This window comes from Thermostilla marina (assembly GCF_054657455.1).
In genome coordinates, this window is sequence record NZ_BAAHYR010000001.1 from 3,195,900 (window position 1) to 3,220,809 (window position 24,910).

The 24,910-nt window shown below is 58.6% G+C and carries 15 protein-coding genes; 10 read left to right on the forward strand and 5 right to left on the reverse strand.

From position 1 onward, the window contains the following. Nucleotides 1-65: 65 nt before the first annotated feature. From ACYQ2I_RS11730 to ACYQ2I_RS11755, 6 genes are all read left to right on the forward strand, one after another. Nucleotides 66-1,859, forward strand: coding sequence for a tetratricopeptide repeat protein (locus tag ACYQ2I_RS11730; protein ID WP_460167202.1), 1,794 nt, complete (start codon nt 66-68; stop codon nt 1,857-1,859). A 477-nt stretch (nt 1,860-2,336) separates the two neighbouring features. Further along, nucleotides 2,337-2,762, forward strand: coding sequence for a hypothetical protein (locus ACYQ2I_RS11735; protein WP_460167203.1), 426 nt, complete (start codon nt 2,337-2,339; stop codon nt 2,760-2,762). Between the two features lie 110 nt (nt 2,763-2,872). Continuing rightward, nucleotides 2,873-3,703 (forward strand): purine-nucleoside phosphorylase, encoded by an 831-nt coding sequence (locus ACYQ2I_RS11740; protein ID WP_460167204.1) that lies wholly within the window; start codon nt 2,873-2,875, stop codon nt 3,701-3,703. Nucleotides 3,704-3,756: 53 nt separating this feature from the next. Then, on the forward strand, nt 3,757-7,173 hold the full coding sequence (ileS, locus tag ACYQ2I_RS11745) for an isoleucine--tRNA ligase (protein ID WP_460167205.1): 3,417 nt from the start codon (nt 3,757-3,759) through the stop codon (nt 7,171-7,173). A gap of 69 nt (nt 7,174-7,242) precedes the next feature. Beyond that, nucleotides 7,243-7,884 (forward strand): phosphoribosylglycinamide formyltransferase, encoded by a 642-nt coding sequence (purN, locus tag ACYQ2I_RS11750; protein ID WP_460167206.1) that lies wholly within the window; start codon nt 7,243-7,245, stop codon nt 7,882-7,884. Between the two features lie 220 nt (nt 7,885-8,104). Continuing rightward, a complete protein-coding gene (locus tag ACYQ2I_RS11755; RefSeq protein ID WP_460167207.1) occupies nt 8,105-9,085 on the forward strand; it encodes a type I phosphomannose isomerase catalytic subunit in 981 nt (326 codons plus the stop codon). Nucleotides 9,086-9,149: 64 nt separating this feature from the next. Here the strand turns inward: ACYQ2I_RS11755 and ACYQ2I_RS11760 are convergent, their stop codons facing one another. Then, nucleotides 9,150-11,780, reverse strand: coding sequence for a hypothetical protein (locus tag ACYQ2I_RS11760; RefSeq protein ID WP_460167208.1), 2,631 nt, complete (start codon nt 11,778-11,780; stop codon nt 9,150-9,152). Between the two features lie 324 nt (nt 11,781-12,104). On the opposite strand from ACYQ2I_RS11760, the gene ACYQ2I_RS11765 reads away from it, so the two are divergent. Next, nucleotides 12,105-13,328, forward strand: coding sequence for a DUF6807 family protein (locus tag ACYQ2I_RS11765; protein WP_460167209.1), 1,224 nt, complete (start codon nt 12,105-12,107; stop codon nt 13,326-13,328). Nucleotides 13,329-13,400: 72 nt separating this feature from the next. On the opposite strand, the gene ACYQ2I_RS11770 is transcribed toward ACYQ2I_RS11765, so the two are convergent. Together ACYQ2I_RS11770 and ACYQ2I_RS11775 are read right to left on the reverse strand one after the other, a co-directional pair. Next, nucleotides 13,401-15,020 (reverse strand): sulfatase family protein, encoded by a 1,620-nt coding sequence (locus tag ACYQ2I_RS11770; protein ID WP_460167210.1) that lies wholly within the window; start codon nt 15,018-15,020, stop codon nt 13,401-13,403. A gap of 78 nt (nt 15,021-15,098) precedes the next feature. Then, a complete protein-coding gene (locus ACYQ2I_RS11775; protein WP_460167211.1) occupies nt 15,099-16,595 on the reverse strand; it encodes an arylsulfatase in 1,497 nt (498 codons plus the stop codon). A 344-nt stretch (nt 16,596-16,939) separates the two neighbouring features. On the opposite strand from ACYQ2I_RS11775, the gene ACYQ2I_RS11780 reads away from it, so the two are divergent. From ACYQ2I_RS11780 to ACYQ2I_RS11790, 3 genes are all read left to right on the forward strand, one after another. Next, nucleotides 16,940-17,476, forward strand: a complete 537-nt coding sequence (locus ACYQ2I_RS11780; protein WP_460167212.1) for a sigma-70 family RNA polymerase sigma factor — start codon at nt 16,940-16,942, stop codon at nt 17,474-17,476. Continuing rightward, nucleotides 17,473-19,263 carry a FecR domain-containing protein gene (locus tag ACYQ2I_RS11785; protein ID WP_460167213.1) on the forward strand — a complete coding sequence of 597 codons (1,791 nt, stop codon included), beginning with the start codon at nt 17,473-17,475 and terminating at the stop codon, nt 19,261-19,263. The genes ACYQ2I_RS11780 and ACYQ2I_RS11785 overlap by 4 nt, the downstream gene beginning before the upstream one ends. Nucleotides 19,264-19,397: 134 nt before the next feature. After that, nucleotides 19,398-20,951: a DUF4159 domain-containing protein gene (locus ACYQ2I_RS11790; protein ID WP_460167214.1), complete on the forward strand. Its 1,554-nt coding sequence runs from the start codon at nt 19,398-19,400 to the stop codon at nt 20,949-20,951. A gap of 125 nt (nt 20,952-21,076) precedes the next feature. Here the strand turns inward: ACYQ2I_RS11790 and ACYQ2I_RS11795 are convergent, their stop codons facing one another. Together ACYQ2I_RS11795 and ACYQ2I_RS11800 are read right to left on the reverse strand one after the other, a co-directional pair. Next, nucleotides 21,077-22,981 (reverse strand): alpha-L-arabinofuranosidase C-terminal domain-containing protein, encoded by a 1,905-nt coding sequence (locus ACYQ2I_RS11795; protein ID WP_460167215.1) that lies wholly within the window; start codon nt 22,979-22,981, stop codon nt 21,077-21,079. Between the two features lie 194 nt (nt 22,982-23,175). Beyond that, nucleotides 23,176-24,786 carry a hypothetical protein gene (locus ACYQ2I_RS11800; protein ID WP_460167216.1) on the reverse strand — a complete coding sequence of 537 codons (1,611 nt, stop codon included), beginning with the start codon at nt 24,784-24,786 and terminating at the stop codon, nt 23,176-23,178. Between the last annotated feature and the right edge of the window lie 124 nt (nt 24,787-24,910).

The window sequence follows — 24,910 nt, forward strand, 5'->3', positions numbered from 1 at the left end:
TCAGGGAGTGTGCGACGAATCAGGGGTTAGAAAAGCCATCAACCGGAAATCCACGGAGGGAACCGGTGAGCACGAACACGAGTCGTTTCGACCTCGCTATCGCCGTTTTGGCGTTGGACGAACAAGAGACTATCGCCGCGACGATCGAGCAGGCCAAGCGCATCGCCGCCGGTGTCTATGTCCTCGATTGCGGTTCACGCGATGCCACGGTCGAAATCGCGGAACAGCACGGTGCGACGGTCGTATCGACGAACTGGCCCTTCAGCTTTGCCGTTGCCCGAAACACGCTCTTGAGCGAGATTCCTTACGATTACCGCTACGTCCTGTGGCTGAACGCGGGTGAAACACTCGGGCACGAAACGGAATCGCTTTTGACGCAATTTCTGGCGACCGAAGCCCAAGCGGACAAAGCCTACTCGATCATGGTCGAAGTCCCTCCGGCGATGCCCGACGCCTCTGCCGAGCAGGTTTTGCAGTTACGCCTTTTCCCGCATCGGCCGGGAATTCGCTTCGTAGGCCGTGTCGGCGAAACGGCGACCGCTTCGTTGCGACAACTGGGCGTCAAGCAAGACATGGCTCCCGGGCGGATTCTGTGCCATGCCCGTCGACACACAGCGGTGTGGAAAGCGCGTCGCGCCCAACGGAATCTCCATTTGGCCACACTTGAAGCTCCTGATCCCAAAAACCGACCGGCTCGCATCTGGCGAATCATGGGCGAAGCCCTGACTGATTTAGGCCACACCACCGCTGCTTGCGAAGCCTTTCGGGAAGCGATTTCAGTAGCAGAAAACGGCTCCACAGAACAACTCGAAGCCTATTACGGACTGCTGGCCGCAATGGACAGCGATCCCAATCTCCACGGCAGCCGAATCGCAGCGTGCTTGGAAGCACTCGACGTGTTTCCTTTGGATGCCCAATTGCTGTGCGCCATGGGCACTTATTTGCAAAGTGCGAATCGAATCGACTTGGCGATCCGGTCTTTCGAGCTGGCGGTCACGTACGGCCAAGTCGACCTCGAAACGTGGCACGTTCAAGAAATCGCCGAAATGGCGTCGGTATGCTGGGCCCTAGCGTTGCAGCTCAACGGCGATCACGAAAAAGCCGAAACCGTTTATCGCGACGCGTTGGAACGGTTTCCGAATTCACCGCGTGTCCGGCGTCGCGCCGCCGAGCACTTCATCAAGCAAAGCAAGGTCGACGACGCACTTGCGGCTGCCGAAGCCCTTGCCGCCACAGACGAGGAACGAGAGGCACTGTTTCAAGCCATCCGCGGTGGCTGCGCAGCCGCACGCCAGGATTGGAAAGAAGCGCTCGCTCGCCTCCAAACCGCGTATTTGAGTGGTTGCCGCCATCCCATTTGTTTACGGTGGCTGGCGGTTGTTCTGTTGTCTCTGGGAGAAACGCAGTCGGTCGTTCCGATCCTCGAACAATGGATCGCCCAGGAACCCCAAACGCCCGAACCGCGCGCTTATCTCGAAGCAATCCGAAAACGAGGTGCGGGAACTTCTTCCCCCGAATCGGCCGAAACCACGACTGTTTCCGTCGAACCGCCCGCGGGCGAAGTCGCCAGCGAGATGACAGCCGTGCACGAAGGCGACGCAGTCGAGGCTACCGCCATGTCTTCGTCAGCAGAACCGGCTGTGGTCACACAGACACCGCTCGATCAGAACCAAGAGCTCGTCAGCACGGAAACAGTTTCTGGTGCCCCTGCCATGGAAACCCGAGATACCCTCGAACCGTCCCACACCGAGAAGGATACGACGGAAGAATCGGTCCCGCGTCGCTCGCGACCGGCCAAACCCCATGTTGCGTTCGAGACGAAACCGAATACCGTAGCCCCGGAAAAATCCCCCAACTAGGCGGGAGAAATCCCGCACAATCCGTGCATTCATCACGGCAATTGCAAAAACAAACCGCGATCTATTTTATCCATTTTGACATTGCCTGAGATGTGAACAACTGTTGATTCAGAGCAAGGATCGCTCTCGACCTTGAATCAGGCTTTCTCACCCCCGTGTTTGGGGCAGGGACATTCTGGGTGGATGTCCTTGCCCTTTTTTGGTTTCTTGCGCACTTGCAGGTAGCCGGAACTCGTTTCGTCTCGCCGGGGGTGCCCGTCTTGATCTGCTTGAAAGCAGATCGCAAAACCCTCGACCGGAGCGAGGCGGTTCTGTTCAAGACGCCCGTTGTGAGGGATAATCAAAGGCTTTCGGCCGTTTAGCAAATGCGGCGAGCCCAAGGCTTTTGCGTCGGCGGTCGGCGTTTCGATGCCGGCCGGCCGCTGTTCGTCGTCGAGCAGTACGGAATCCCAATCGGTTCAGCGGGTGGAACAAGCCATGACAGCGATCTTGGAACTGACGTCTCCAATCGGCAGCGGTGTGGATTGCGATCGCGGGAATCGGGTTCTCGCGCCGTTTGGAACATCCGTGGGCGAACCGGGCGGTTGCGTACCCGAGGCTTGGAGTTCGTTCTTCCCCGAAAACGACGACATCGACGACGACTTCGACGAGTTCGACGACGACGATTTCGACGACGATTTCGACGACGACTTTGAATTCGAAGCCGAATACGAGCGAGAAATCGAACGCGAGTTCGAAGAAATCGACGAAGAAGAGGAAGCGGCGGAAGAAGAAGAACCGGCAGTCGACGACGATATCGAAGTCGATGACGATGAACTGGACGAAGATGTCGACGACGATCTAGTCGATGACGACGAGGATTTGGACGACCTCGACGACGACGATCTGGACGACGACTTGTAAGCTTCTACCTTCGTCGCCGGTTGGACCATCGCAACCGAACACGGTTCCAAGCGACGACCAAACGCCCCAATTCCGTCGCTCGGTTTCGCCGCTTTAAGGAGGACCATTTGATGCAAGACTTGGCCGCAAATATTCAGGCTGCCGCCGATCTCGTCCGGCAGCGTTGGGCGACGACACCGAAAGTCGGCATCATCTTGGGCACGGGGCTTGGCTGTCTGGCCTCGGAAATCGGTGATGCGACCGTAATTCCCTACGAAGAAATCCCGCACTTCCCTCGCTCTACGGCGATCGGTCACACCGGCCAACTCGTGTGCGGCACGCTGGAGGGCGTCCCCGTAGTTGCGATGGAAGGACGATTCCACATCTATGAGGGTTATACCTATCAGCAAGTGACGTTTCCCGTCCGCGTCATGAAGGCGCTGGGAGCCGATACGCTGTTCGTTTCGAACGCGTGCGGCGGAATGAACCCGCAATACGAACGCGGCGACATCGTGGTCATCGAGGACCACATCAACTTGATGAACGGAAATCCGCTGATCGGGCCGAACGACGACTCGCTCGGCCCGCGGTTTCCCGATATGTATCAACCCTACGATCCCGAACTGATCCGCTGCGCATTGGAAATCGCCCGCCAGGAAAACTTTCAGGCCCATAAAGGTGTGTACGTGGCCGTCACCGGTCCGAATCTCGAAACGCGGGCGGAATACCGGTTTCTGCGATCGATCGGCGCCGACGTCGTCGGTATGTCCACCGTTCCTGAAGTGATCGTGGCCGTTCATTCGTCGATGCGGGTGCTCGGGCTTTCGGTCGTCACCGATATGTGTCTACCCGACGCGTTGGAACCGGTCGACATCGACGAGATCTTGCGGGTAGCAGCCGAAGGCGAAAAGAAGCTGCGACGAATCGTGCTCGAAGCGCTTCGTCGCAAATTCGCCGACTAGAAACGACACCGTACACACACGTCGGAATCTCAACGAAGGATTGGCACGAAACGATGTTCCCACAGGTTGAACGTTCGACTTCCTTCCCCCAACTCGAAGAACAAATCATTCGTTTTTGGCGTGATCGACAGATCTACGAAAAGTCGTTGGCCGCTCGAAAAGGAGCACCGGAATTCGTGTTCTACGAAGGTCCACCGACGGCTAACGGGTTGCCGCACCCGGGACATTGTCTCACGCGGGCAGTCAAAGACCTCTTTCCTCGCTACAAAACCATGCGCGGCTACCACTGCCGTCGCCGCGCCGGCTGGGACACGCACGGATTGCCGGTCGAAGTCGAAGTCTGCAAAGAGCTGGGAATCCACTCAAAAGAGGAAATCGAAAAGTTCGGCGTCGAGCCGTTCATCCACCGTTGCATCGAAAGCGTCTTTCGCTACACGCGAGAGTGGGAGCAGCTCACCGAACGTCTGGGATTCTGGATTCATCTTGACGAAGCCTACGTCACTTTCCATCAAAGCTACGTGGAAAGCGTCTGGTGGGCGTTAAAGAACCTCTTCGAACGCGGCTTGCTGTATCAAGGGCACAAGATCGTTTGGTGGTGGGCCCAAGGAGGCACCGCCCTTTCGTCGGGAGAAGTCGGACAAGGCTATCGCCAAGTTGCCGATCCGAGCGTCTACGTACGATTTCCCCTATTGGATGAACCGAACGTCGATTTGCTGGTGTGGACGACGACCCCTTGGACGCTCCCCAGCAACCAATTCGCCGCGGTAAAACCCGATCTTGATTATGCATACGTTGAATTCGAAGGCGTCGACGGCACATTGATCATCGCCTCGGCCTTGGTCGACACGATTGCACAAAAACTCAAGACCGAAGCCAAGGTCGTGCGAAGTGTAAAGGGCGCCGACTTGATCGGCAAGCGTTACAAACCGCCGTTTGACTACTACTACAAATCCGCAGGCGAGAAGCGAGGCAAACTGGCGGACGGCGGCGAGGAATACATCGCGTGGCGCGTAGTGGGCGCCGACTTCGTCACGATCGAAAGCGGGACCGGCATCGTCCATCAGGCCCCCGCTTTCGGCGAAGTGGACTACGATGTCCTCCTCTCCGAGCAGGCAAGGTTCGCGCCCGGAGAAGGCCCGGAACTGATCTGTGCGGTCGGTCCCGACGGAAAATTTACCGACGAAGCACCCGATTACGAAGGCCGTTGGGTGAAAGACTGCGACCGCGACATCGCTCGCGAACTCAAAGCCAAGGGGCTGCTGCTTCACCAGGAACAATATCTGCACGACTACCCATTCTGCTGGCGAGCTGAAGAAGATCCCCTGATTCAGTATCCCCGCAAGAGTTGGTTCATCCGGACGACGGCGTTGAAAGACCGGATGCTTGCCAACAATGCGCAAATCCGTTGGTTACCCGAACATATTCGTGACGGCCGATTCGGCAATTTTCTCGAAACGAATGTCGATTGGGCCCTTTCGCGAGAACGATTTTGGGGAACGCCGCTGCCCATTTGGGTCTGCGAGAAAACCGGTTACATGGAAGCGATCGGTTCCTACGAAGAACTGCTCGGTAAACCGGGAGTTTCCGGCACCGAGGTCTGGGAAGAAGCGAAGCGGGCAAACCCGGATTTGCCCGACCATCTCAAAGTACACAAACCGTACATCGACGCAATCACCTACGATTCGCCGAAAGCGCCCGGTGCTCGCATGCGGCGCGTTCCCGAGGTAATCGACTGTTGGTTCGACTCGGGCGCTATGCCATTCGCACAATGGGGCTTTCCACACCAACCGGGGTCGCGAGAAGCGTTGAGCAAGCAATTTCCGGCCGATTTCATCAGCGAGGCCATCGACCAAACACGCGGTTGGTTTTACAGTCTGTTGGCCATCAGCACCCTTCTGTTCGGTCCCGAAAACGACACGGAACCGACGTCGTCCCCTGAAGCATTCAAGACCGCCGACACGCCAAAACTGCAATTTCCGCACCCCTTCAAGAATTGCATCGTGTTGGGCTTGATGCTGGGCGAAGACGGCCAAAAGATGTCCAAGAGCAAACGCAACTACCGCGAGCCCCAAGAAATCTTCGATCGTTATGGGGCCGACGCGCTGCGGTGGTATTTCTACTCCAACCAGGCGCCGTGGACGTCCATCCGGTACAACGAACAGGCGATTCGCGAAAGCGTTCCCGAGTTCTTGTTGCGTTTGTGGAACGTGTACAGTTTCTTTGTCATCTACGCCAACATCGACGGCTTCAATCCGGCCGAATCCATCAGCGGCAGCGGCTTACAACTGACCCCCGAACATTTCGCCGACGGCAAAGGCTACCGGCCGATCAGCGATCGAAACGAGTTGGATCGCTGGATTCTCAGCGAACTTCACGCAACAACGGCCGGAGTCATCGCCGATATGGACCGATTCGACAGCTTTCCCGCTTGCCGAAAGCTTTCGGACTTCGTCGATGCATTGTCGAACTGGTACGTACGTCGGAGTCGTGACCGTTTTTGGGCAGGCGAGAAAACCCAAGACAAACAAGACGCGTACTGGACGCTGTACGAGTGCCTGATCACGACGATCAAGCTGATCGCGCCCTTCGTGCCGTTCCTTGCCGAACGATTGTGGCAAGATTTGGCCGTGTCGGTATTCGGTGATCGGGTCGTCGAAAGTGTACACTTGTGCGACTATCCGGCTCCGAAGCCGGAACTGGTCGACCGAGAGCTTTCGGCAAACATGGCCGACGTGCGGGAACTCGTCTCGTTGGGGCGTGCCGCCCGGATGAGCGCCAAGCTCAAAGTGCGTCAACCTCTCGCTTGCGTCGAGGTCGTTCCGGTTCGGCCCGAAAGCAAGGCCTGGCTGTCGGACCATGCCGAATTGATCTGTGAAGAGCTGAACGTCAAGAAGATTGAGTTCCTGGAAAACGCCGACGCGTACATCGACTACGTCGTGGTTCCCAATTTCAAGCGGCTCGGCCCACGTTTGGGCAAGAAAATGCCCGTCGTCAAACGCCTCTTGCAGGAGGCCGACGGATCCTCGCTCTTGAGTCAGCTCGAATCGGGCGGCAAGATCACCCTCGAAGCCGAAGGAGAAACGATTGAACTCGATCAGGAAGATATCGAGGTCCGTCTGAATGCCAAGGAAGGCTGGACGGCAGCCCAAGGGAAAATCGGCGTGGTGATCTTGAACACCGAGCTGACCGACGAACTATTGGCTGAAGGCCGTGCGCGAGATATTGTGCATCTGATTCAAGGTCGGCGCAAGGACCTCGGTTGTGAGTTCACCGATCGCATTCGCATCGGCCTGGTGAGCGACTCGCCGGCGATCAACGCGGCGATCGATCGTTTCCGCGACTATATCGCACACGAGACATTGGCGACCGAGATTCAAACGGCCTCGCTTCCCGGAGCGGAACCACTCGAAACAAAGGTCGCCGGAGAACCCTTGACGATCTACGTGGAAATCCACCAGAATGCGTCGTGATTGAACAGTTCCGCACCGCGAATCCGGGGCGGAACTCGGCACATCATTTACCATTCGACGGACGATCGCATGGACATCATCGGCGGGAAATCGGGAAAATTGCCGGTGGCCGTGCTCATATCGGGTACGGGTCGTACGCTCAAGGAATTGATCCACCGGATTCACCGAAATACCTTGCCGCTCGACATTCGAGTGGTCATCTCCAGTACGCCCAACGCCAAAGGGCTCCAGTACGCCGAAATTTACAACCTTCCCATCGAAGTCATCGAGCGTAAAGATTTTGCTTCCGACGAAGATTTCAGTAACGCGCTCTTTTCGGTTTGCCGGGGGCACGAGGTCGAATTGGTCGTGCTGGCGGGGTTTATCCGCAAACTGAACGTGCCGGAAGATTTTCGCAACCGTGTGATCAACACACACCCTTCTCTCGCTCCGGCTTTCTGCGGCAAAAACTACTATGGCAACCACGTGCACGAGGCCGTCCTCAACTCAGGCGTGAAGGTCACCGGTTGTACCGTGTACTTCCTCGACAATACGTACGACATGGGACCGGTGATCAGCCAGCATGCCGTACCGGTCCACGACGACGACACGCTCGACACACTTGAGCCTCGCGTATTCGCCGTCGAATGCGACGCCTTCGCGGAAGCACTCACCCGGATCGCCGAAAAAGGCGTCACCGTCGAAGGCCGCAAGGTGCGTTTCCGGGACTAGCCCCCTAATATGAGGGACACGCCTTGTCGGCGTTGTGCTATGCTTTTCAATACCCCGACGTCGGGGCGTTTTTACCGGCACGCAACAAACTCCCCCCTCCCGGCAACCAACACCATGTACAGGTTCGATCCCCTGCGCTCTTCGACACCACGGAATCCTTCGCGGCAGGGTACCTTCTCGATGATCGCTTGGCACGAAGCAAATCACGGGAGGTGAACCGGTGGAACCGCTCATCTTCGAACCGTATTTTCGGCCTCAGATTTGGGGGAACCGACGTCTAGCAAGCGTTCTCAACAAGCCCCTTCCCGAAGACGGGCAATTTGGCGAATCCTGGGAAATCAGTGCCCACCCACACGCGGTAACAACGGTTGCCCAAGGCCCCCACGCGGGAACGCCGCTCACCGAATTGTGGGAAGCCGAACGGGACGCTTTGTGGGCCTCGAACACATCACAGCCGGTAAAGTTTCCTTGGCTGATCAAGTACCTCGACTGCGATGCCCTCTTATCCGTTCAGGTTCACCCTGACGATGAAGCGGCAGCGAAACTCCTGAGCAATGAGTCGGGTAAGACTGAAGCCTGGGTGGTTCTGGCCGCGGAACCGGAAGCGGAGCTTTACCTGGGGCTGAAAGACGGCGTCACCGAAACCGACCTTCGCCGACACCTCAAAACGGGAACCGTCGACTCGCTCTTGCACAAGATTACCCCTAAGCCGGGTGATTGCGTGTTGATCGAGGCCGGCACCGTCCATACCGCCGGAAAGGGTGTATTGCTGGCAGAGGTGCAACAATCCAGTGACGCCACGTTTCGATTGTTCGACTGGAATCGTAAGGGCCCCGACGGGAATCCGCGCAAATTACACATCGAAGAAGCAATCGCATCGATCGATTGGAATCGGGGGCCGGTAACGCCCGTCGTTCCGAAGCCGCAGACGGGTTTGCCCGACGGCGTGATTGGGGAACATCTGGCAGCGTGTCGTTACTTCCGTCTCGACCGTTTCACGTTGCACAAGGCCTGGGAAATCGCCTCCCCTCGCGGCATGGAAGTGTGGATGGTCCTTGACGGTAGTGCCGAACTCTCGACCGGCACTTTCACGCACCGTCTGGTCCGTGGTCGATCCGTCTTGATTCCCGCCTCGTGCCCACCCTACCGTTGGACACCGATCGAAACTCCGACGGTGCTGCTTCGTTGTTCGGCAGAATAAAAAAACGACCGCGGCTGGTGTTCTCTCCCTTCCGCGGTCGTTTTTGGAAACCTGTCATCGCCGTCTACCGGTCCGAATAGACTTGTGTGCTTTCCTCTTTCGTAACCGGTACGCGAATGTCGTCACTGAGCAACTGAACTCGCACGCGCTGGTCCCCCGGCTGGACGCCCTTCACACGGATCCGATACGTCGTCTCTGCCTTCGGGGCCAGTTGCGACAACTTATCAAAAATAATCTCGTTCCCATTCACGTGGTTGGCCGTCGGACCGTCTGCCGCCACGGGTTGCAATTCCGGCGGCAAAACGGCCAACAGTTGAACGTTCGTTGCGGCTTTCGTGCCTTGGTTGCGAACGCGGATCTCGTACGTCGTTTCGCCGCCAAGCACGACCGGATCGTTCGTGTCGGCCACTTGGAACAAAATGGCGGCGATTCCCTCAACGTTGACAGCCAGTTCCTGTTCAGCGGTGATTCCAAGATCGGCTCTCGCCGAAGCCGTCAACGGTTGAGTCCCCTCTTCAATCGGCATCACGACGAGTTCCACCTGGCCTTGCTGTCGCACCGGGAGTTCGGCAAGCATCCAATGCACGGTCCGTGAGGCTTCGTCGTAGCTTCCTGCATTATTCGCCCGCACGAACTTCAATCCCGGCGGTAGAGTGGCCGTCAGATGAACATTTTGAGCCGGCGCCGTTCCCGGATTCGCGATCGTGATCGTGTAGGCAGCCTCTCGTTCTAAGAACCGTTTGGCAGGACCGTCGATTTGAACCTGCAACTGCGGCGAGAGGATCTCCAACTGCTGGCTGTCTTCAACCTTCAAGTTGCCGTCGGCACGGGCGGCCAGCATGTTCGTCACCGCCCCCGCTCGGACGGCTCGCAGTTTGAGTCGAACCTCGCGGCTCTCGCCCGGTGCCAAGGTGCCGATTACGTTCTCCAATTCTGCACCCGCCGGATGCTGAAGTTGCGGCGGCACGTGCTCCTCAAGAATCACGTTTGTCGCCGCCCCTGTTCCCGGATTCGAGATTCGAATGACCAGTTCGACCTCGTCTCCGATCAATACGCGGTCGGGCGCTTGCGTCTCCACAACCAATTGCGGCTTGGTCGCCAATGCCTTCATCGAGGCGGCGGCACCGATATGCACGGTTGCAACGCTACCGATTTCACCTTCCCGCGTGGGCATCAACTGCTCTTCGACGATAATCTCATCCCCGGGCTGCAAGGTTCCCAACCGCCACACCAGCTCTCCCGCCACGCCACGAGACGCCTGCGGCGATGTCGACAACAAGCGTGTCCCGAACGGAACTTCGTCGTGCAATTCCACGTCGCGCACGGCGACGGCGCCGGAATTTCGCACCATGATTTTCACGACGGCGGGCTTCCCGACCTGTACTTCCTCGGGCGCGACTTTTTGGATCGCGACCTGAGCGGTCTGCGGGCCCTCCAAGGCTACCTCGCCGGGCCTTCCCGTACCTTCGTCGTTCGCATCCGACCGCGGTGCTCCAGATACCTCGTCCTGCATTCCCGCCCCGACGGGTGCATATCCACGACCGGGTAGCGGACCAGCGTCGAACGGAACGACCGACGGAGCCGTTTGCGGTTGCGATGTCATTGTCGCATCTTCGCGAGGATTCGAGTACTTCGGCGTCGCTTGGACGTTCGAACCATCCGGATAGCGCGCGGCGGGTTGCTGCGTGTCATACGGCAAAAGCGACGCCCCAGCCCCGATACCGCTGTTTTGAGGCGTCTCTGCCGGTAACGAACCGGCATTGTTCGAAAACGAATTACCGACCGCACCGAAAGGCAATGCGTTCGTTCCCGTCATCGCGGGATCCACAGGCGAACCGTCTCCTCGGTCGACGCTCGGCAACGCGGCAGGCAGCTCGGTTGCAGCGGTATTCGGTTGTTCTCCGGCCGGAAAAGCGCCTTCCGAACCGTTGGCGGGCATCGGTGAAGCCGGGGCCGGCGCAGCCTCGCCCGGAAGCGCCGAAGGGGCCTCTTGTGAGAACGACACGGCAGGAGGTTCCGACACATCGTCACCCGGCATCGGGCCGGCCGACAGCGGCGCCCTCAAGGGATCAGCACCTTCGTTCGCACCGCTGCTGTACCCTTGGAAGTCGGCAATCGCCCGCAAATCGGCCACCGCGTCCTGCGGGCCGGCACCGCCGACCTCGAAAGCCTGAGAGCGAGGCAATGGTGCCGGAGGAATTTCTTCATTGGCTGTCGCCGTCACCACGCGACCGGATTCGGGCCGCAATGGATTCGGCGGCATACCGGCGGGCGTAACTTGTGGATCCGTTTTCGCCGGCGAGGGGGGCAGCGGCTGCGCGTCGGCGATGTCGCTCAATACGGCAGGCGGATGCGTAGGCACAGGTACCGCCGCGGTCTCTTGCCTCGGCTCCTGCATCGGCCCTTCGGTCGATGTTTCAGCATTGTTCCCGAAGGCCGCTTCCCACGCTGCGCGGGCATCATCCGGCGAAAGCAACCGCGACGCGTCGGGCACTTCGCGACGGAACGACGACGGCAACTTGGTTTCGGGGAATTCGGTTGTTGCGTTGTCGGCCGAGGCCGATTCTACGGGGCCCCGCTGCGACCAAAGGGCGTATCCTCCACCCCCTACCAAGGCGGCACCTAATACAGCAACGCTTGCCCAGACCAGTCGCTTCGCCGGCAACGTTCGCATCCATGCCATCCAGCGTTTCACGATCGCCTGCCTCCGTGCAGTCTCCGTTTCTTACGATTTACGTTCGCGGCGACGACGACGGCGTGCCGGAAGTGCGCACGGTCCGCCGCACGATCTGTCGTCTCGCAACGAGGTTGATACCACAAACCGGCACGAGGCGAAAGATCAGTTCCCCCGATCGGTACCCAATATTCCGACTGGTCGCACCGCGCATCGACGCTGATCTGTGAATGATCCCCGTTTGCAGTTCACAGAGGCAGCAAACTATAATGACGTCGTTTTTCGCCCCCCCACGATCACCGCGTATACTGTCTCCACTCGCCACCGTCTCCGCGGAGGAACCCGATGCGCAATCGACCGAAACCGACGACTATCGCTACCACCCTCATAATCTTACTTTGCTTTGCCTCACGAAGCCCGGCGCTTCCACCGGTCGTCATCCCGCCGCACGACCGTCCTGTGCCGTTGTCGCTGACCTTGCCGAGTACCCTTTCTTCGTCACCGATGCCGGTCACCCTGCGGGCGACCGGTCGTGACGTGACAGCCGTGGGCCAGCGAGGCTCCGGGTTTGACGAAGCGGGCAATCCGGTTCCGGGTGCGCGGCTGATTGCCGTCGTTCCGCCTGTCGACGAGACGTCGGAATACTCGATCCTCTCCTCCCGCAAAAAAGCCGCGCCTTTGTTTCGGCTGGAAGATGTCGATAAAACATCAGTGCGAATCTACCAAGACAGCACCCCCGTCTTACAGTACAACTACGGCACGATCGTGAACGAGACCGTGCCCGAAAACGAGCCCCGACGGCAACGCGCCTGCTACGTCCACCCGATTTGGGGAATGGATGGCGAGATACTGACGGATGATTTCCCGAAAGACCACTATCATCACCACGGGATGTTTTGGACTTGGCCCCACGTCATCATCGGAGAAAACGAGTACAGCCTTTGGGAAGACAAGGGAAACCTTCGTCAGCGTTTCGTAAAGTGGCTGGCCCAAGAAATCGGGCCGACCGCCTGCGTGCTCGGTTTCGAGAACGGCTGGTTCGAAGGAGATCGACACGTGTTGACGGAACGCGTCTGGATAACCGTCTACCCCGCCGACGACGATACCCGCGCGATTGATGTCGATCTGTTCCTCATTCCGAAGGTCGAACTCACCTTACGAGGCGCTGAAGGCAAGAGCTACGGCGGTCCGACAATCCGTTTTCGCCCACCGAACGCAAACGCCTCGATCATCACGGTCCCCGATGGCGTCACCAAAAACGATCTGACCGAAACCCGATTGCCGTGGGCCGACTTCACCACCACCTTCGATCATCGAGAACACCCAAGCGGCGCGGCAATCTTCATCTCGAAGCACTTTCCCGACTATCCACCGATGTGGCTGACGCGGCACTACGGACCGCTGTGCGTCGGTTGGCCGGGCACCCAAAATCGAACGCTTGAAGCGGGCAAGCCGGTCCACATGCCCTATCGCGTGTGGATCCACCGCGGCCAACCCGACCGCGACACCCTTGCGGCAGCTTACCAAGCATACATGACCGCATTGGATGCGGGATTCGCGCACCCATAAGGCGATCGACACGGCGTGCAGACCGGAACACGATGGGTGCGGCTTGCGATCGAGTTCGCAGGCCGCACGTTCTTACTTCAAGTTTCGCGAGCTGCCGTGGTCCCCCATCGCTTGCCGAGCTCTTGCCGTCAGAAACTCGATCACGGGTCGGCATTCCGGCCGGTCGATGAGATTACGTTGTTCCATCGGATCGTCGGCCAGGTTGTAAAGTTCTTTCGGATACACCCCTTCGCCGTAGGCAAAGCGATGATCCAACAACAATTTCCACTGTCCCGGCAGCGGCGCAGCGTTTGAACGGACCGCCACCCAGGCCAACTCGGGAGCCAACGTTCGCGATGCCTCTTTGTGATTGTTCGGGAACAGGGGAGGTCGCGGCAAGCACGATTCTCCCCGCATGGCGGCCAACTGCGAAACACTGTCCTCAGCGCCGAATTCCTTCCCCGATACGGGCGGCAACGGCTCGTCCAGGATATCCGCAAACGTGGCATACAAGTCGGTCAATGCCGCCAGCCGCGTACACGTCTTACCCGGCGTGTCGTCTCGCCCGTCGCCGATCCCGCCGGCAGGCCATGTCACGATCAACGGTACACGATGCCCACCTTCGTACAACGACCCCTTATTGCTCCGCAACGGCCCCGTTGCGTGTTTGTCGTTGCGCTCGGCCCCGTTGTCGCTGGAAAAAACGAATACGGTGTTTTCAATTAGCCGATGCCCCGGGCGCCGCGGATCCGGCGTTTCTTCCAAGAATCGCAGCAAGTGGGCGATGTGAACGTCGTTCTGGTAAATAAAGTCGTATCTTGCCGAGTTCGTCGGATTGCCGTTCTTGAAACGACTGGCCCCGACAACCTGTACACCACCGATCTTTTCGCTGGGCGTGTGCGGCAGGTGGTTAGCGGGCGAGGCAAAGTACAGAAAGAACGGTGTATCGTCGCGCGACACCTCCTCCAGAAATCGCATCGCATGACGGTGCAGCGCCTCGCCGATTTCGTGCAATCGATAGGAACCGTCGAGCTGTTTGCCGTTGCCGGTCGCACCGACGACTCGTCGCCCCTCAATCCAACCGGGCCCGATCCGCTGGTTGGGCCGATTCCCCTTGTCGCCGTCGGGACCTGAGGTCGGATGGCTTCGCGTAAAGCCTACGAAATAATCGAATCCATGATCCAACGGACAATCGTAAAGCGGTTGCGTCAGATCGGCGTCGTCCCAGCCGTCGGCCGGTTTGCCTTCGCTGGTCCGGTACGTGACACCCAAGTGCCACTTGCCGACCATGCCGGTGCGGTAGCCGTTTCGCTTCAAGAACTCCGGCAACGTCAGTCGTTCTCGCTCCAAGATCGGGTCGCATTGGACACCGTAAAGAACGTGGTATTTCAACCGCGATCGCCAACAGTAACGTCCTGTCAACAACGTGTATCGCGTGGGGGAACATAAGCTCGAAGGTGAATGGGCATCGGTGAAGCGAACCCCCATCTTGGCCAAGCGTTCCATCGCCGGGGTTTCCACCTGAAATTCGTCGGGGTTGCCCGTCCAATCCTGATACGCGCTGGTGTCGCCCAAGCCCATGTCGTCGGCCAAGAACACAATCACATTCGGCTTGGGCAGGTCGTCGGCCTTCGCATGCTTTTCTGAAACGATCGTCGTCCCTGCAAGGCAACCTATCATCACGAAAAGTGGCAAAGCCAAGGCCGATTTCATGGGTGTTCTCCTGGTGTTCACCTGGACAATCGCCCTCGGCCGAAGTCGAGGGCGATCTCGATTGCCGCGTTTCAACGATTACAACTCGGGCGGCACCCAATCAGGAATACCTTCCGTCTTCAGTTGCTTTTCGTACAACTCCCACTGCGGTCGGACGGGGGAATTCGGCACGTTTTCATTGACCATCAACGGAAGCGTCTCTTCCCACCACCGATCGTATGCCGCACGCAATCGAGCGACGACGTCCGGATGTTCCTCGATCACGTTCGTCGTTTCGAAGGGATCGTTTTCGATGTCGTAAAGCTCCTCGTTGTTCACGAACCGCCATTTTTGCGTGCGAACGGCACATCCTTCGAACTTGTAGTCATTGGGATCGGCACCCTTGGGCCAACGGCCGCGATGAACGAACAAACAGCGATCCGCCCACTCGGCTTTCGGGTTCTCCAACAACGGCACAAGCGATCGACCGTCGAGCTTCTGCATTTTCTCCGGCAGCTTCGCGCCGGCCAATTCAACGAACGTCGGATACAAGTCGATGTGCGCTGCCAAGGCAGGAATATCGACGCCTTCCCCCAAAACGCCCTTCCATCGCCAGAAACAGGGAACATGCGTGCCGCCCTCGTACGGCGTTCCCTTCCCCGACTTGAAGCCTGCGGTATAAAGCGGAATCTGCTTGCCGTCCTTGCGACCGCGAAGTACCGACTGGCCGTTGTCGGTGAGGAAGATCAACAAGGTGTTGTCCCACAAGCCCCATTCATCCATCTTCTTCATCAGCAGCCCCATGTTGTCGTCGATATTGACGATCATCCCGAATCGGGCCGCGGTCGAACCGTCGAAGCCCGCTTCAAGGAACGGCTTCTTGTATTCCTCGGGTGCGATCATCGGACCGTGAGGGGCGTTGGTCGGAATATAAGCAAAGAAGGGCTGGTCACCGTCTTTACACTGTTTGATCCACCCCAGTGCCTGGCGAAAGAAGACGTCGGTGCAAAAGCCGTGGGTTTTCACCAACTTCCCGTTGTGCTTGATCACCGGATCGAAATAGCGGTTTTCTCGGTTCGGCGGAAAATCGGCGCAACTGCAATCGTAGGCCTGGCCGATACCGCCCGCCCCGTGGATAAACACCTCGTCGAACCCGCGGTTCTCGGGTTGATACGGCGCTTCATCGCCCAGATGCCATTTCCCAAACACACCGGTGGTGTACCCGGCGGATTGCAACGCCTGGGCGATCGTATACGTACTCAGCGCCATCCGTTCCCGCTCGAGGATCGTATGGGTCACACCGTTCCGAAACTCATGGCGCCCGCTCATGATGGCCGACCGCGTAGGCGAACATGTCGGGCTAACGTGAAAATCGGTGAACCGCGTACTGAGCGAATACAATCGATCGAGATTCGGCGTCTTCAAGTACGGATTCCCCAGACAACTCAATTCGCCCATTCCCTGATCGTCGGTCATGACGAGGATGATGTTCGGCCGACTGCCTGCCAATTTCTCGGCCTGCGCCTCGGCGGCAAATCCACCGGCCAACGCCGCGACACAACAACACACCGCCGTCAATCCAAGGCCTCGCAACATCGGATACCTCCTTCGCGCGAATTCAACAAAGTGGGAGGGGGACGGTGTGGCGTTGGATGACCGATCATCCAAACACCCCCAGATTATTTTCTGTTGTACACAAAATCAACATATAAATCGCGATTCACTCATCCCTCTCGAACGTCCGTCGTCCGCCTGCCACATTCATGACGCTCCGGCCAGGAACGCACGCATCTTCGCCATATTGCTTTCGTTCGCGGGCGCGGCTCCCCTTTCGGGCCGAGAAGGGAAAACGTATTGAAAAATGCTGTCCGATTTCTCAACCGAGCCGGGTAAAGTAGACGGAGGGAGAATCAACGCCACCTTGGATCGGCCAAAATCCTGTGCACCCCTCTTTCGAACGAGACCGATGCGCCGAATTCGTTCGGCTTTTTGCCGCCGCTCAACGACGGCTTTTCCTCTATGCGCTGTCGCTTCTGCACGATCCCGTCGAGGCAGAAGAAGTGGTTCAGTCGGCAAGTGTCGTGTTGTGGCAAAAATTCGATGAGTTCGCACCTGAGTCCGATTTCACGCGATGGGCTTGCCGAGTGCTCTATTACGAAATCCTCAAATGGCGAGAGCGGCAGGCGAAGCGAGGCATGTCGTTGTCGCCGCAGTTTCTCGAGTCGCTGGCCGACGAGGCCTCGGAACTATTGAACGAAGTCGATCAGCGACGCGAGGCCCTTCACCGCTGCCTCGGTAAGTTACGTCCCCGTGACCGCAACATGCTGCTGGATCGTTACCGTGACGGCAATACCACCGAAACAGTGGCGAAACGTTACCATCGAACGGTCGGCGCCGTCCGTCGCGCACTTCATCGCTTGAGGATGACACTCCTCGAATGTATCCGTCGGGAAATCGCCCGCAGCGAACACCCATGAACGCATCGCACGCCGAATTCGATCGCCTCGTCGACGAACTGGAGGCCGGCATACTTTCGGCCGACGATGCGCGCCGATTGGAAGAGTTGTCGGCCGATCCGGCACTTCGACGAAAACTCGTCGAATATTTTTTTCTGATCGGAGAGCTGTATTGGCATGAATCGGTCGAGGTGCCTGTCGGTTCATCGCCGACAGGCGATGAATCCGCAACCTCTCACGAGCGGTTCGGAACCCCATCTCCCCTTTCCACAGGCGCCTCGGCCGGTAATGCCGTTCGCAGACTACCACAAGCGCACAAATCGCCTCGTCCCCGATACCAGACGTTCGCGTTGGCTGCCGCCGCAGTGTTGGTAGTGTCAGTAGCCGTCTCGCTGTACCTCGTTTCGAAAACGGCTCGCCCGGTCGCGCCGACAAATTCCACAGCTGTGGCAACCACGGACGATTCGGCTACGAAATTCCTCATCGTTGCGACACAAAACGCCGTTTGGAACGATTCGTCGACCCTCCCGAGAGAGAACTCGCTCATCGCCGATTGCAAGTATCAGCTCACCTCGGGGCGAATCTGGCTGACGGGGCCGACCGGAGAACTTTTATTCCTCGAAGGCACGGCAGCGTTTTCCCTCGGCCGCGTCAAGACGATCGAATTACATCGCGGCGTGTTCGCAATCACGAGTCGCCCAAAAACGGGCGAGTGGACGATCCGAACCCCCTTCGGCATCGTTCGCGACAAAGGAACGACCTTTTCTGTGCGTGTCGAAAAAACGGCAATGGATATCGAGGTAGCCGAAGGCGTCGTCGGCTGGACCGAAGACCTCGGAAACACGGACTCGGTCGAACTAGCCCCCCGACAGGCGGTACGCATCTCCCGAACACGCGATTCTCTGACTGCCCGGCCGATCTCGTGGACCGGTGATGTGATTTCCGCCCTGGTGCCTCCCGACGCATCACCGACGCCCCTTTGGCGGGACACTTTGACCCGCACCGGGCACGTTGCGACTGTTTTCGATTTCGCATCGCAGCGAAATCGTTTTCCGGCGATTGTCGGAACCGGCGTTCTCATTCCGGTTGCAACCTCACACGGCCGCACGACGCGCGATGTCGTGCCGGTTTCCGGTCTCGCCCGCGAACCTGCCGTGCAATTTCGCCGCTTGGATCCCGGGAATTACGGCGGTGCCGGCCTGATGCTCGAAGAACCGTTCTCGCTGCCCACACCGGCGACCTTTGTCGTCCTCGCTCGCTTCGACGGCTTTCCCGCGTCCGACGATCCGGAGTCGCCCGGTATTCATGTCGCCGAGCAACTCGGCACCCTGTTGATGTTGCAATCGCTAAACGGCGAGTATTTGCAATGGGCATTCGGTGCCGACCGACGCATCGAACTACATTCCGACACCGAAACCTTGACCTGGGACGGGACAGCCCCCGAGGCAGGCAAGTGGTTTTGCGCCGTATTCACGATCACCGCTTCCGCTACTTCGGGCGAAAGTTTGGTGTCATTGCATCTGATCGACCCGGCGACGGGCGATGTCTTGCCGCTCGCCGAGAAAACACCGTTGCGCGGCTACTCGGCATCGGCAACCGAACGTTTTTCGGTCGGGATCGGAGCCGATCGCGACGGCGCCAGGGCGTACGTGTGGCCCGGTGTCGTGGATGAACTGCTCATTTTCGAGGGCACGCCTTCGGTCGACGTCGTGGCCGGCACTTCGGCGATTCTTCGTAACGCCGCACGAATGGAGGCATCCTCGCTGGAAAACGTCTGGCCGACAGAGCGTGCCCCCACGGGATTGTAATGGACGAAATTCCTCCGATATCGAACCGACACAATCCGCATTTCCGATTTTTGAGGAGTCGAGAGAAGAGGTACAATGGAGAGAGACGTGAAGAGGCGCGGTTTCTCTCCGCCGTTCACAAAAGGAGAACGATCATGAGTCGACACACTGGTCATTCTCGGCGTCGCTTCCTGGAAGTGGCAGGACTGACATGGGCGATCGGCGGTGCCGCCGGAATGGCCGTGCCGTCGTTGGGCTTCGGTGAAGAAAACTCGGGGCCGATCGATTGCGGACCGCCGCCGAAAGCCAAACCACAACACCGCACCGGCGGCGAGTCCTTCGCCCCGTTGCCGCTGCCGGTCACGCCGTTGCGGCGAAGCGAAAAGAAACGCCCGCCGAGCCCGCCGGCTTTGATCGGCAAGATGGCTTTGGGGCCTACGCGTTGGATCACGCGTGACGGAAAACGGGTAATGTATCGGGACTGGATGACCGATCCGGCCGACGTTTCGACGCTGCTGCAATGGACGAACGACAAGTTGGGAATCAATTACCGAGCGATCGAAGCCGACTTCGGTCACTTTTCGTTCGATCCACGCGAATTGCCGGCTTTGCTGTTCGCCGGACATAATCATTTTCAGCTGACCGACGAAGTCCGCCAGAGCCTGGCCCGCTACGTGATGGACGGCGGCACGATCATTGCCGACGCCTGTTGCGGCTGGGAAGATTTTGCCAAGTCGTTCCGCGACGAAATGAGCCGCATTTTCCCTGGGCGTCCGCTTCGCAAAATGCTGCCGGAGGATCCGCTCTTTTCGTCGTACTACAAGCTGGGCAGCCTGACGTATCAACGGGCGGACGGCTCCACTTTCGACGAAGAACCCTGTCTTGAGTCGATCGATTTCGGTTGCCGGGCGGGGGTCATCTTCTCGCCGCGCGATATGACATGCGGCTGGGACGGACACGATCATCCTCGTGGATTGCGGATGACGATCGACGTCGCCCGCCAGATGGGCGCCAACATCATCACCTACGTGTTGGGCAATTACCAGTTGGCGCGTTTCTTGAGCACGACCAAGGTTTACTACGAAGCCGACGCCCCGTCGCGAGACGACTTCGTCTTTGCCCAAATCATTCACGACGGCGACTGGGATCCCGACCCTTCGGCCGTCCACAACCTGCTGAAACATGCCCGCGACAACTCGACGCTGGAAGTCAAATTCAAGCGTCAAAACGTAAAACTCACCGATCCCGGCGTGGTCACCTATCCGATCTTGTACATGACCGGACACCGCGACTTCGTATGGAACGACGAAGAAGTCGCCCTGTTGCAGCGTTATCTCAAAGCGGGCGGTATTCTGTTCGCCGACGCCTGCTGCGGAAGGTTGACGTTCGACCTGGCATTCCGTCGCGAGCTGTCAAAAGTCTTCCCGAACCAACGGCTGGAACGCCTCGCGCTCGACCATCCGCTGTTCCATTGCCACTACGATATCGACACGGTGGCCTACACGCCTCGCGTGCGGGAAGATTTCGGTGACCTCGACGCTCCCGAGATCGAGGCGATCTCGATCGACGGCAAATTGGCCGTGGTCTACAGCCGATTCGATTTGGGCAATGGCTGGGAGCAATTCCCCCATGCCTACAGCTACGGCCTGAAAGAAGAAGATGCCCTGAAATTGGGCACGAACATGCTCGTCTACGCCATCACGCACTGAGAGCGGCAAATCCAACCACTTTGCCCCTGTACCGGGGAAGCAAGGTACCAATACAAACGCCGACGCAGCATTCCACCGCGTCGGCGTTCTGTTTTCGTTGAAGCGTCCTTCGGCTCACTGCGTCGCTATTCGAGCGGAATCGCCAAAATGGTTGCACTCCACGGCGACACGCGGCAACAACCTTGTTGCAAAACGACACTCTTTTCAACGATATCGACGTTCAGCAGCTTGCCCGGCTCGTTGTACGCCTGGGGACCTTCGCCCGACACCTCCCAAGCGACCGCCTTACCGCTCGGCCGCTTTTTCCCGATATCGATCGTGACAGCAACCGCCGTGTCTGTCGGATTCACGATCGACAGCGTCAATTGCTTTCCGTCCGCCGACAAGGCTCCTTGGGCGTCGAGCGGCCCGTCCACACTCGTCTTGACCGGTATCTTGCCGAAATGGCGGCGAAACAACTTGAGCATCAGCCCCGTCGTCTCGAATGCGGCCACCGTTTTCGAGGTTTTGATCGCACCGATGACGTTGACCGTCTGCGCGTAGTTCGCCATCGCGTACACGTCCGTATTGCGAGCGAATTCGTTCAGTGCCGCAGCAACCCCGAGGCCGTCGCGCAGATAGTATCGCGTCCCCAATTCGCCGTAAAGGTGCGGGCCGTACCAGTAGTTCCATTCGTCGAGCGCCACGGGAATCGCCCGCCCGCCGAGAATCTCGTCGCGGTATCTCCGATGCGCTGCTGCAATCGCCCGCACTCGATTTGCTGCTTGCGCGACGTGTTCCACCACGTTTTCGCGGTACTGGACGTAGAAGTGTTCGCTGATCAAGTCCATGTGATCGGCACAATGCCGGAGCATTCCTTCCGTCCAACGGCCGACGTTCCCCACACCAATCACGCGGATCGACGCATCTTGTTGCCGCATGGCCTCGACGAAAGCGTTGTGCTTTTCGACGTAGTCTTCCAGCGGCATGTGCCCGAGCTGCCAGTTGCCGTACATCTCGTTGCCGATCCCCCAATACACGACACCGTACGGCTCGGGATGGCCGTTCTCGGCTCGCTTTCGGCCCCATTCGCTGTCGGCCGGTCCGTTGACGTATTCCAATTCGGCTAAAGCCAACGACACATCTCCCAACCCGGAGTTGACGACGATGTACGGCTCGGTCCTGAGAAGGCGACAGAACCGCATGTATTCGTCGATGCCGAAATCATTGTGCTCGATGCCCTTCCATGCGGGGTTTTTTCGCGGCGGCCGCCGGTCCGGATCACCGATTCCGTCGCGCCAATCGTACCCGCTGACGAAATTACCGCCCGGCCAACGATAGATCGGAGCATCCAGTTCCCGCAGCAACGTCAACGTGTCGCGCCGCATTCCTGCGACATTGTCGGCGGGCATCAAGGAAACGGTTCCAATGCGAAACGCGCCGCTGCCGCGCGAAGTGATCACCAAGCGACCGTCCTCGGTATTCGCCCCCGATGTGAATCGAAGCGGAACCTTGCGATACTCGCTCGAAAGCGAATCGACGCTGATCGTGGAGCGTTCATCGGCCTCGTCGCCCCATACGAGCGAAATGCTCACCGGGGCCGCCGAAGCGTCGCCTGCAAGCCAAACGCGTCCGTCGTATTCCTTCCCGGCAACCAACCCCAATCCGCGTTGTTCGATTCCGCAAACGGTTCCATCGCCCGGCAAGGTAATTTCCGGCGTGTGTTTCCCGACGAACGGCGCATCCGTTGCCATGCTCACGCCGCCGCCATCTCCGATCACCTTCCACGGCGATGCGTCGGCACCCACCGGTTCGTAGAATTTGCGGTCTTCGAGCATTTCCGCCCAAATTCCGCCGTAAATGCAGCGTCCCAAGTGCTCGATGAACTGCCCGTAGATGAGCGGAGAAATCTCCTCGCCCCGCTCCGTCGGATTGATCGACACGACGACAGGTTCTTCACCGCGCGCAAACATCGCCGCAGGTAAAACGACCGTCAAAGGCACCAGGAATCCGGCGCACACCACGAGCCTTCGGCAGACCCTATCCCCCATGACCTGCTCCTTTCAGAAACGGCACACTGAATAGTTCGGCGTCCGGAGGTTGCCGTCGTCCCCGAACACCTTCCAAACCGTGCCGTTTCAGCGTAATCGGCTCGCGAAGTGTTTTCCAGGCAAACTGCCGCCGTTGACGCAAGAGCGCGTTCTGTGTTCGCTCGTGCCGAAGGCTCAGAGGCAGGCTTCGTCCTTCAGAAGACCAGTTGCAGCCGCGTGAATGCTTCGTAGAGCGTATCAGGCGATGCCGCTGCGGACGAAGACTTGTAGAAATTGCCGGGCCAAAACACCGCAGCTCCCATGTCGGCCGTCAGACCACCGCCCAAGTCCAGCGTGTAAACGTTGGCGATTTCGGTTCCCATGTCGAACGAACCACTCGCGGGTCGGCGCACGTCGGACCTTAACCACCCGGCCGCTAGACGTCCGTCGAGTCGCTCAAACACGGGAAACACGTACTGCATTTGGACGGTAAACAAGCCGAGTCCCCGGTTTTGCAGACCGACGCCCAAGTCGTTTACATCGCTGGGACCGTCGGGACTGGTGATCACGAGATAACTCCAGTAACCCTGCGCCCCGAAATTGTCGCGTTCGCTTTGGGCGACCGTCCGAAATTCCGTCGAATAGTACGGATCGGGATCACCATCGCCGCTGGAATAAAGCACCTGCGCGCTAATCGCACCGGACCCCACCGGTACCGGCCCTGTTTCGAGCTTGAGCCCGACACCGTCATGTTGGAACAGCGGAAGCGTCTCGGAATCACGCCGTTCCCCGAAGTTGTACAAGGCGAACGCGTGCAGTGGGAATCCCCACAACTCGAAACGAGTTCGTGCCCCCAACCACACGTCCCAGCTTTCGTCGTAGCCGTCGACCGTCGGATACGAGTACTCTCCCCGATCCGATAGATAGTACGCGCTCACGCCGAAATTGCGGTTTTCGCACGCATTCCAATCCACATCCAGCGTCAACAACAACGTATCGTCCGCAGCCTGATAATCGCCTTCGGTGACGGCGAACAACCCCAAGCGAAAATCAGCATCACCGAGCATGGAACACGTGCGTTCCCAAACCAAACCGCCGAGATTGAAATCCCAGTCGGAACTGAACAACGTCTGGTCGAAACGGTCCTGCTCCCCCAAAATGCCTGCGCGAAATACACCCCACGGTTCGGCACGATACGTCAGGTAGCCTCGTCGCAGTTCGATACCCACCCGATCGTCTGCCCCGGGAAATCGCGGGCCCACATACGTCTTCGGGTAGTCGTAGTTTTCGCCCCAGGCGATGTGGCCCATCTCGACCTGGAGATATCCTTCGACCTGATCGTTGGGCCGCACGGTCAACCATGTACGAAAGCGTTGGTTGAAAAATGTCTGCGAACGCTGATCGTCGCTCAACTCTTCGGAGTGCCAATCGTAATTCGAAGCGTTGAACATCAACCGATATTGGCCGCCGATGATGACGGGCGCAACGTTTCCTTCCACTTCCGGACACACCACGATCGGTTTTGCAAACTCGACGCCAGCCTCGGCTTCGATCGGCGTTGGTGACGGCTGCGTTGCCTGAACCGGCACGACGTTCCCGTTCATGGCCGCTTCCAGCCGCCGGATGCGTTCTTCCTGCTCGGCAATTTTTGCCTGCTGGGCCTGCAACGTCTGCAAAAGGCGATCATCGCCTTCACCGAAAGCGTTCCCGTCGTTCCAAAACGCCCCCAAATCCTGTGATTGCTGTGCCTGCAAAGCCCCCGCATGCAGCAACCATCCGGCGAGGAATACCAGCGTCGCGAACCGCAGGTATCGTTCGATCTTCATGGGCATCGCATTCCGGAATTATGTCGGACGCAAGTGGCAAAACGGCAAGATACACAAGTCGTATCGGTTATGCGGGCATTTTCGCAAAACTTTTTCACCGCATTAAGAAGAGTGTTTTTGTCGA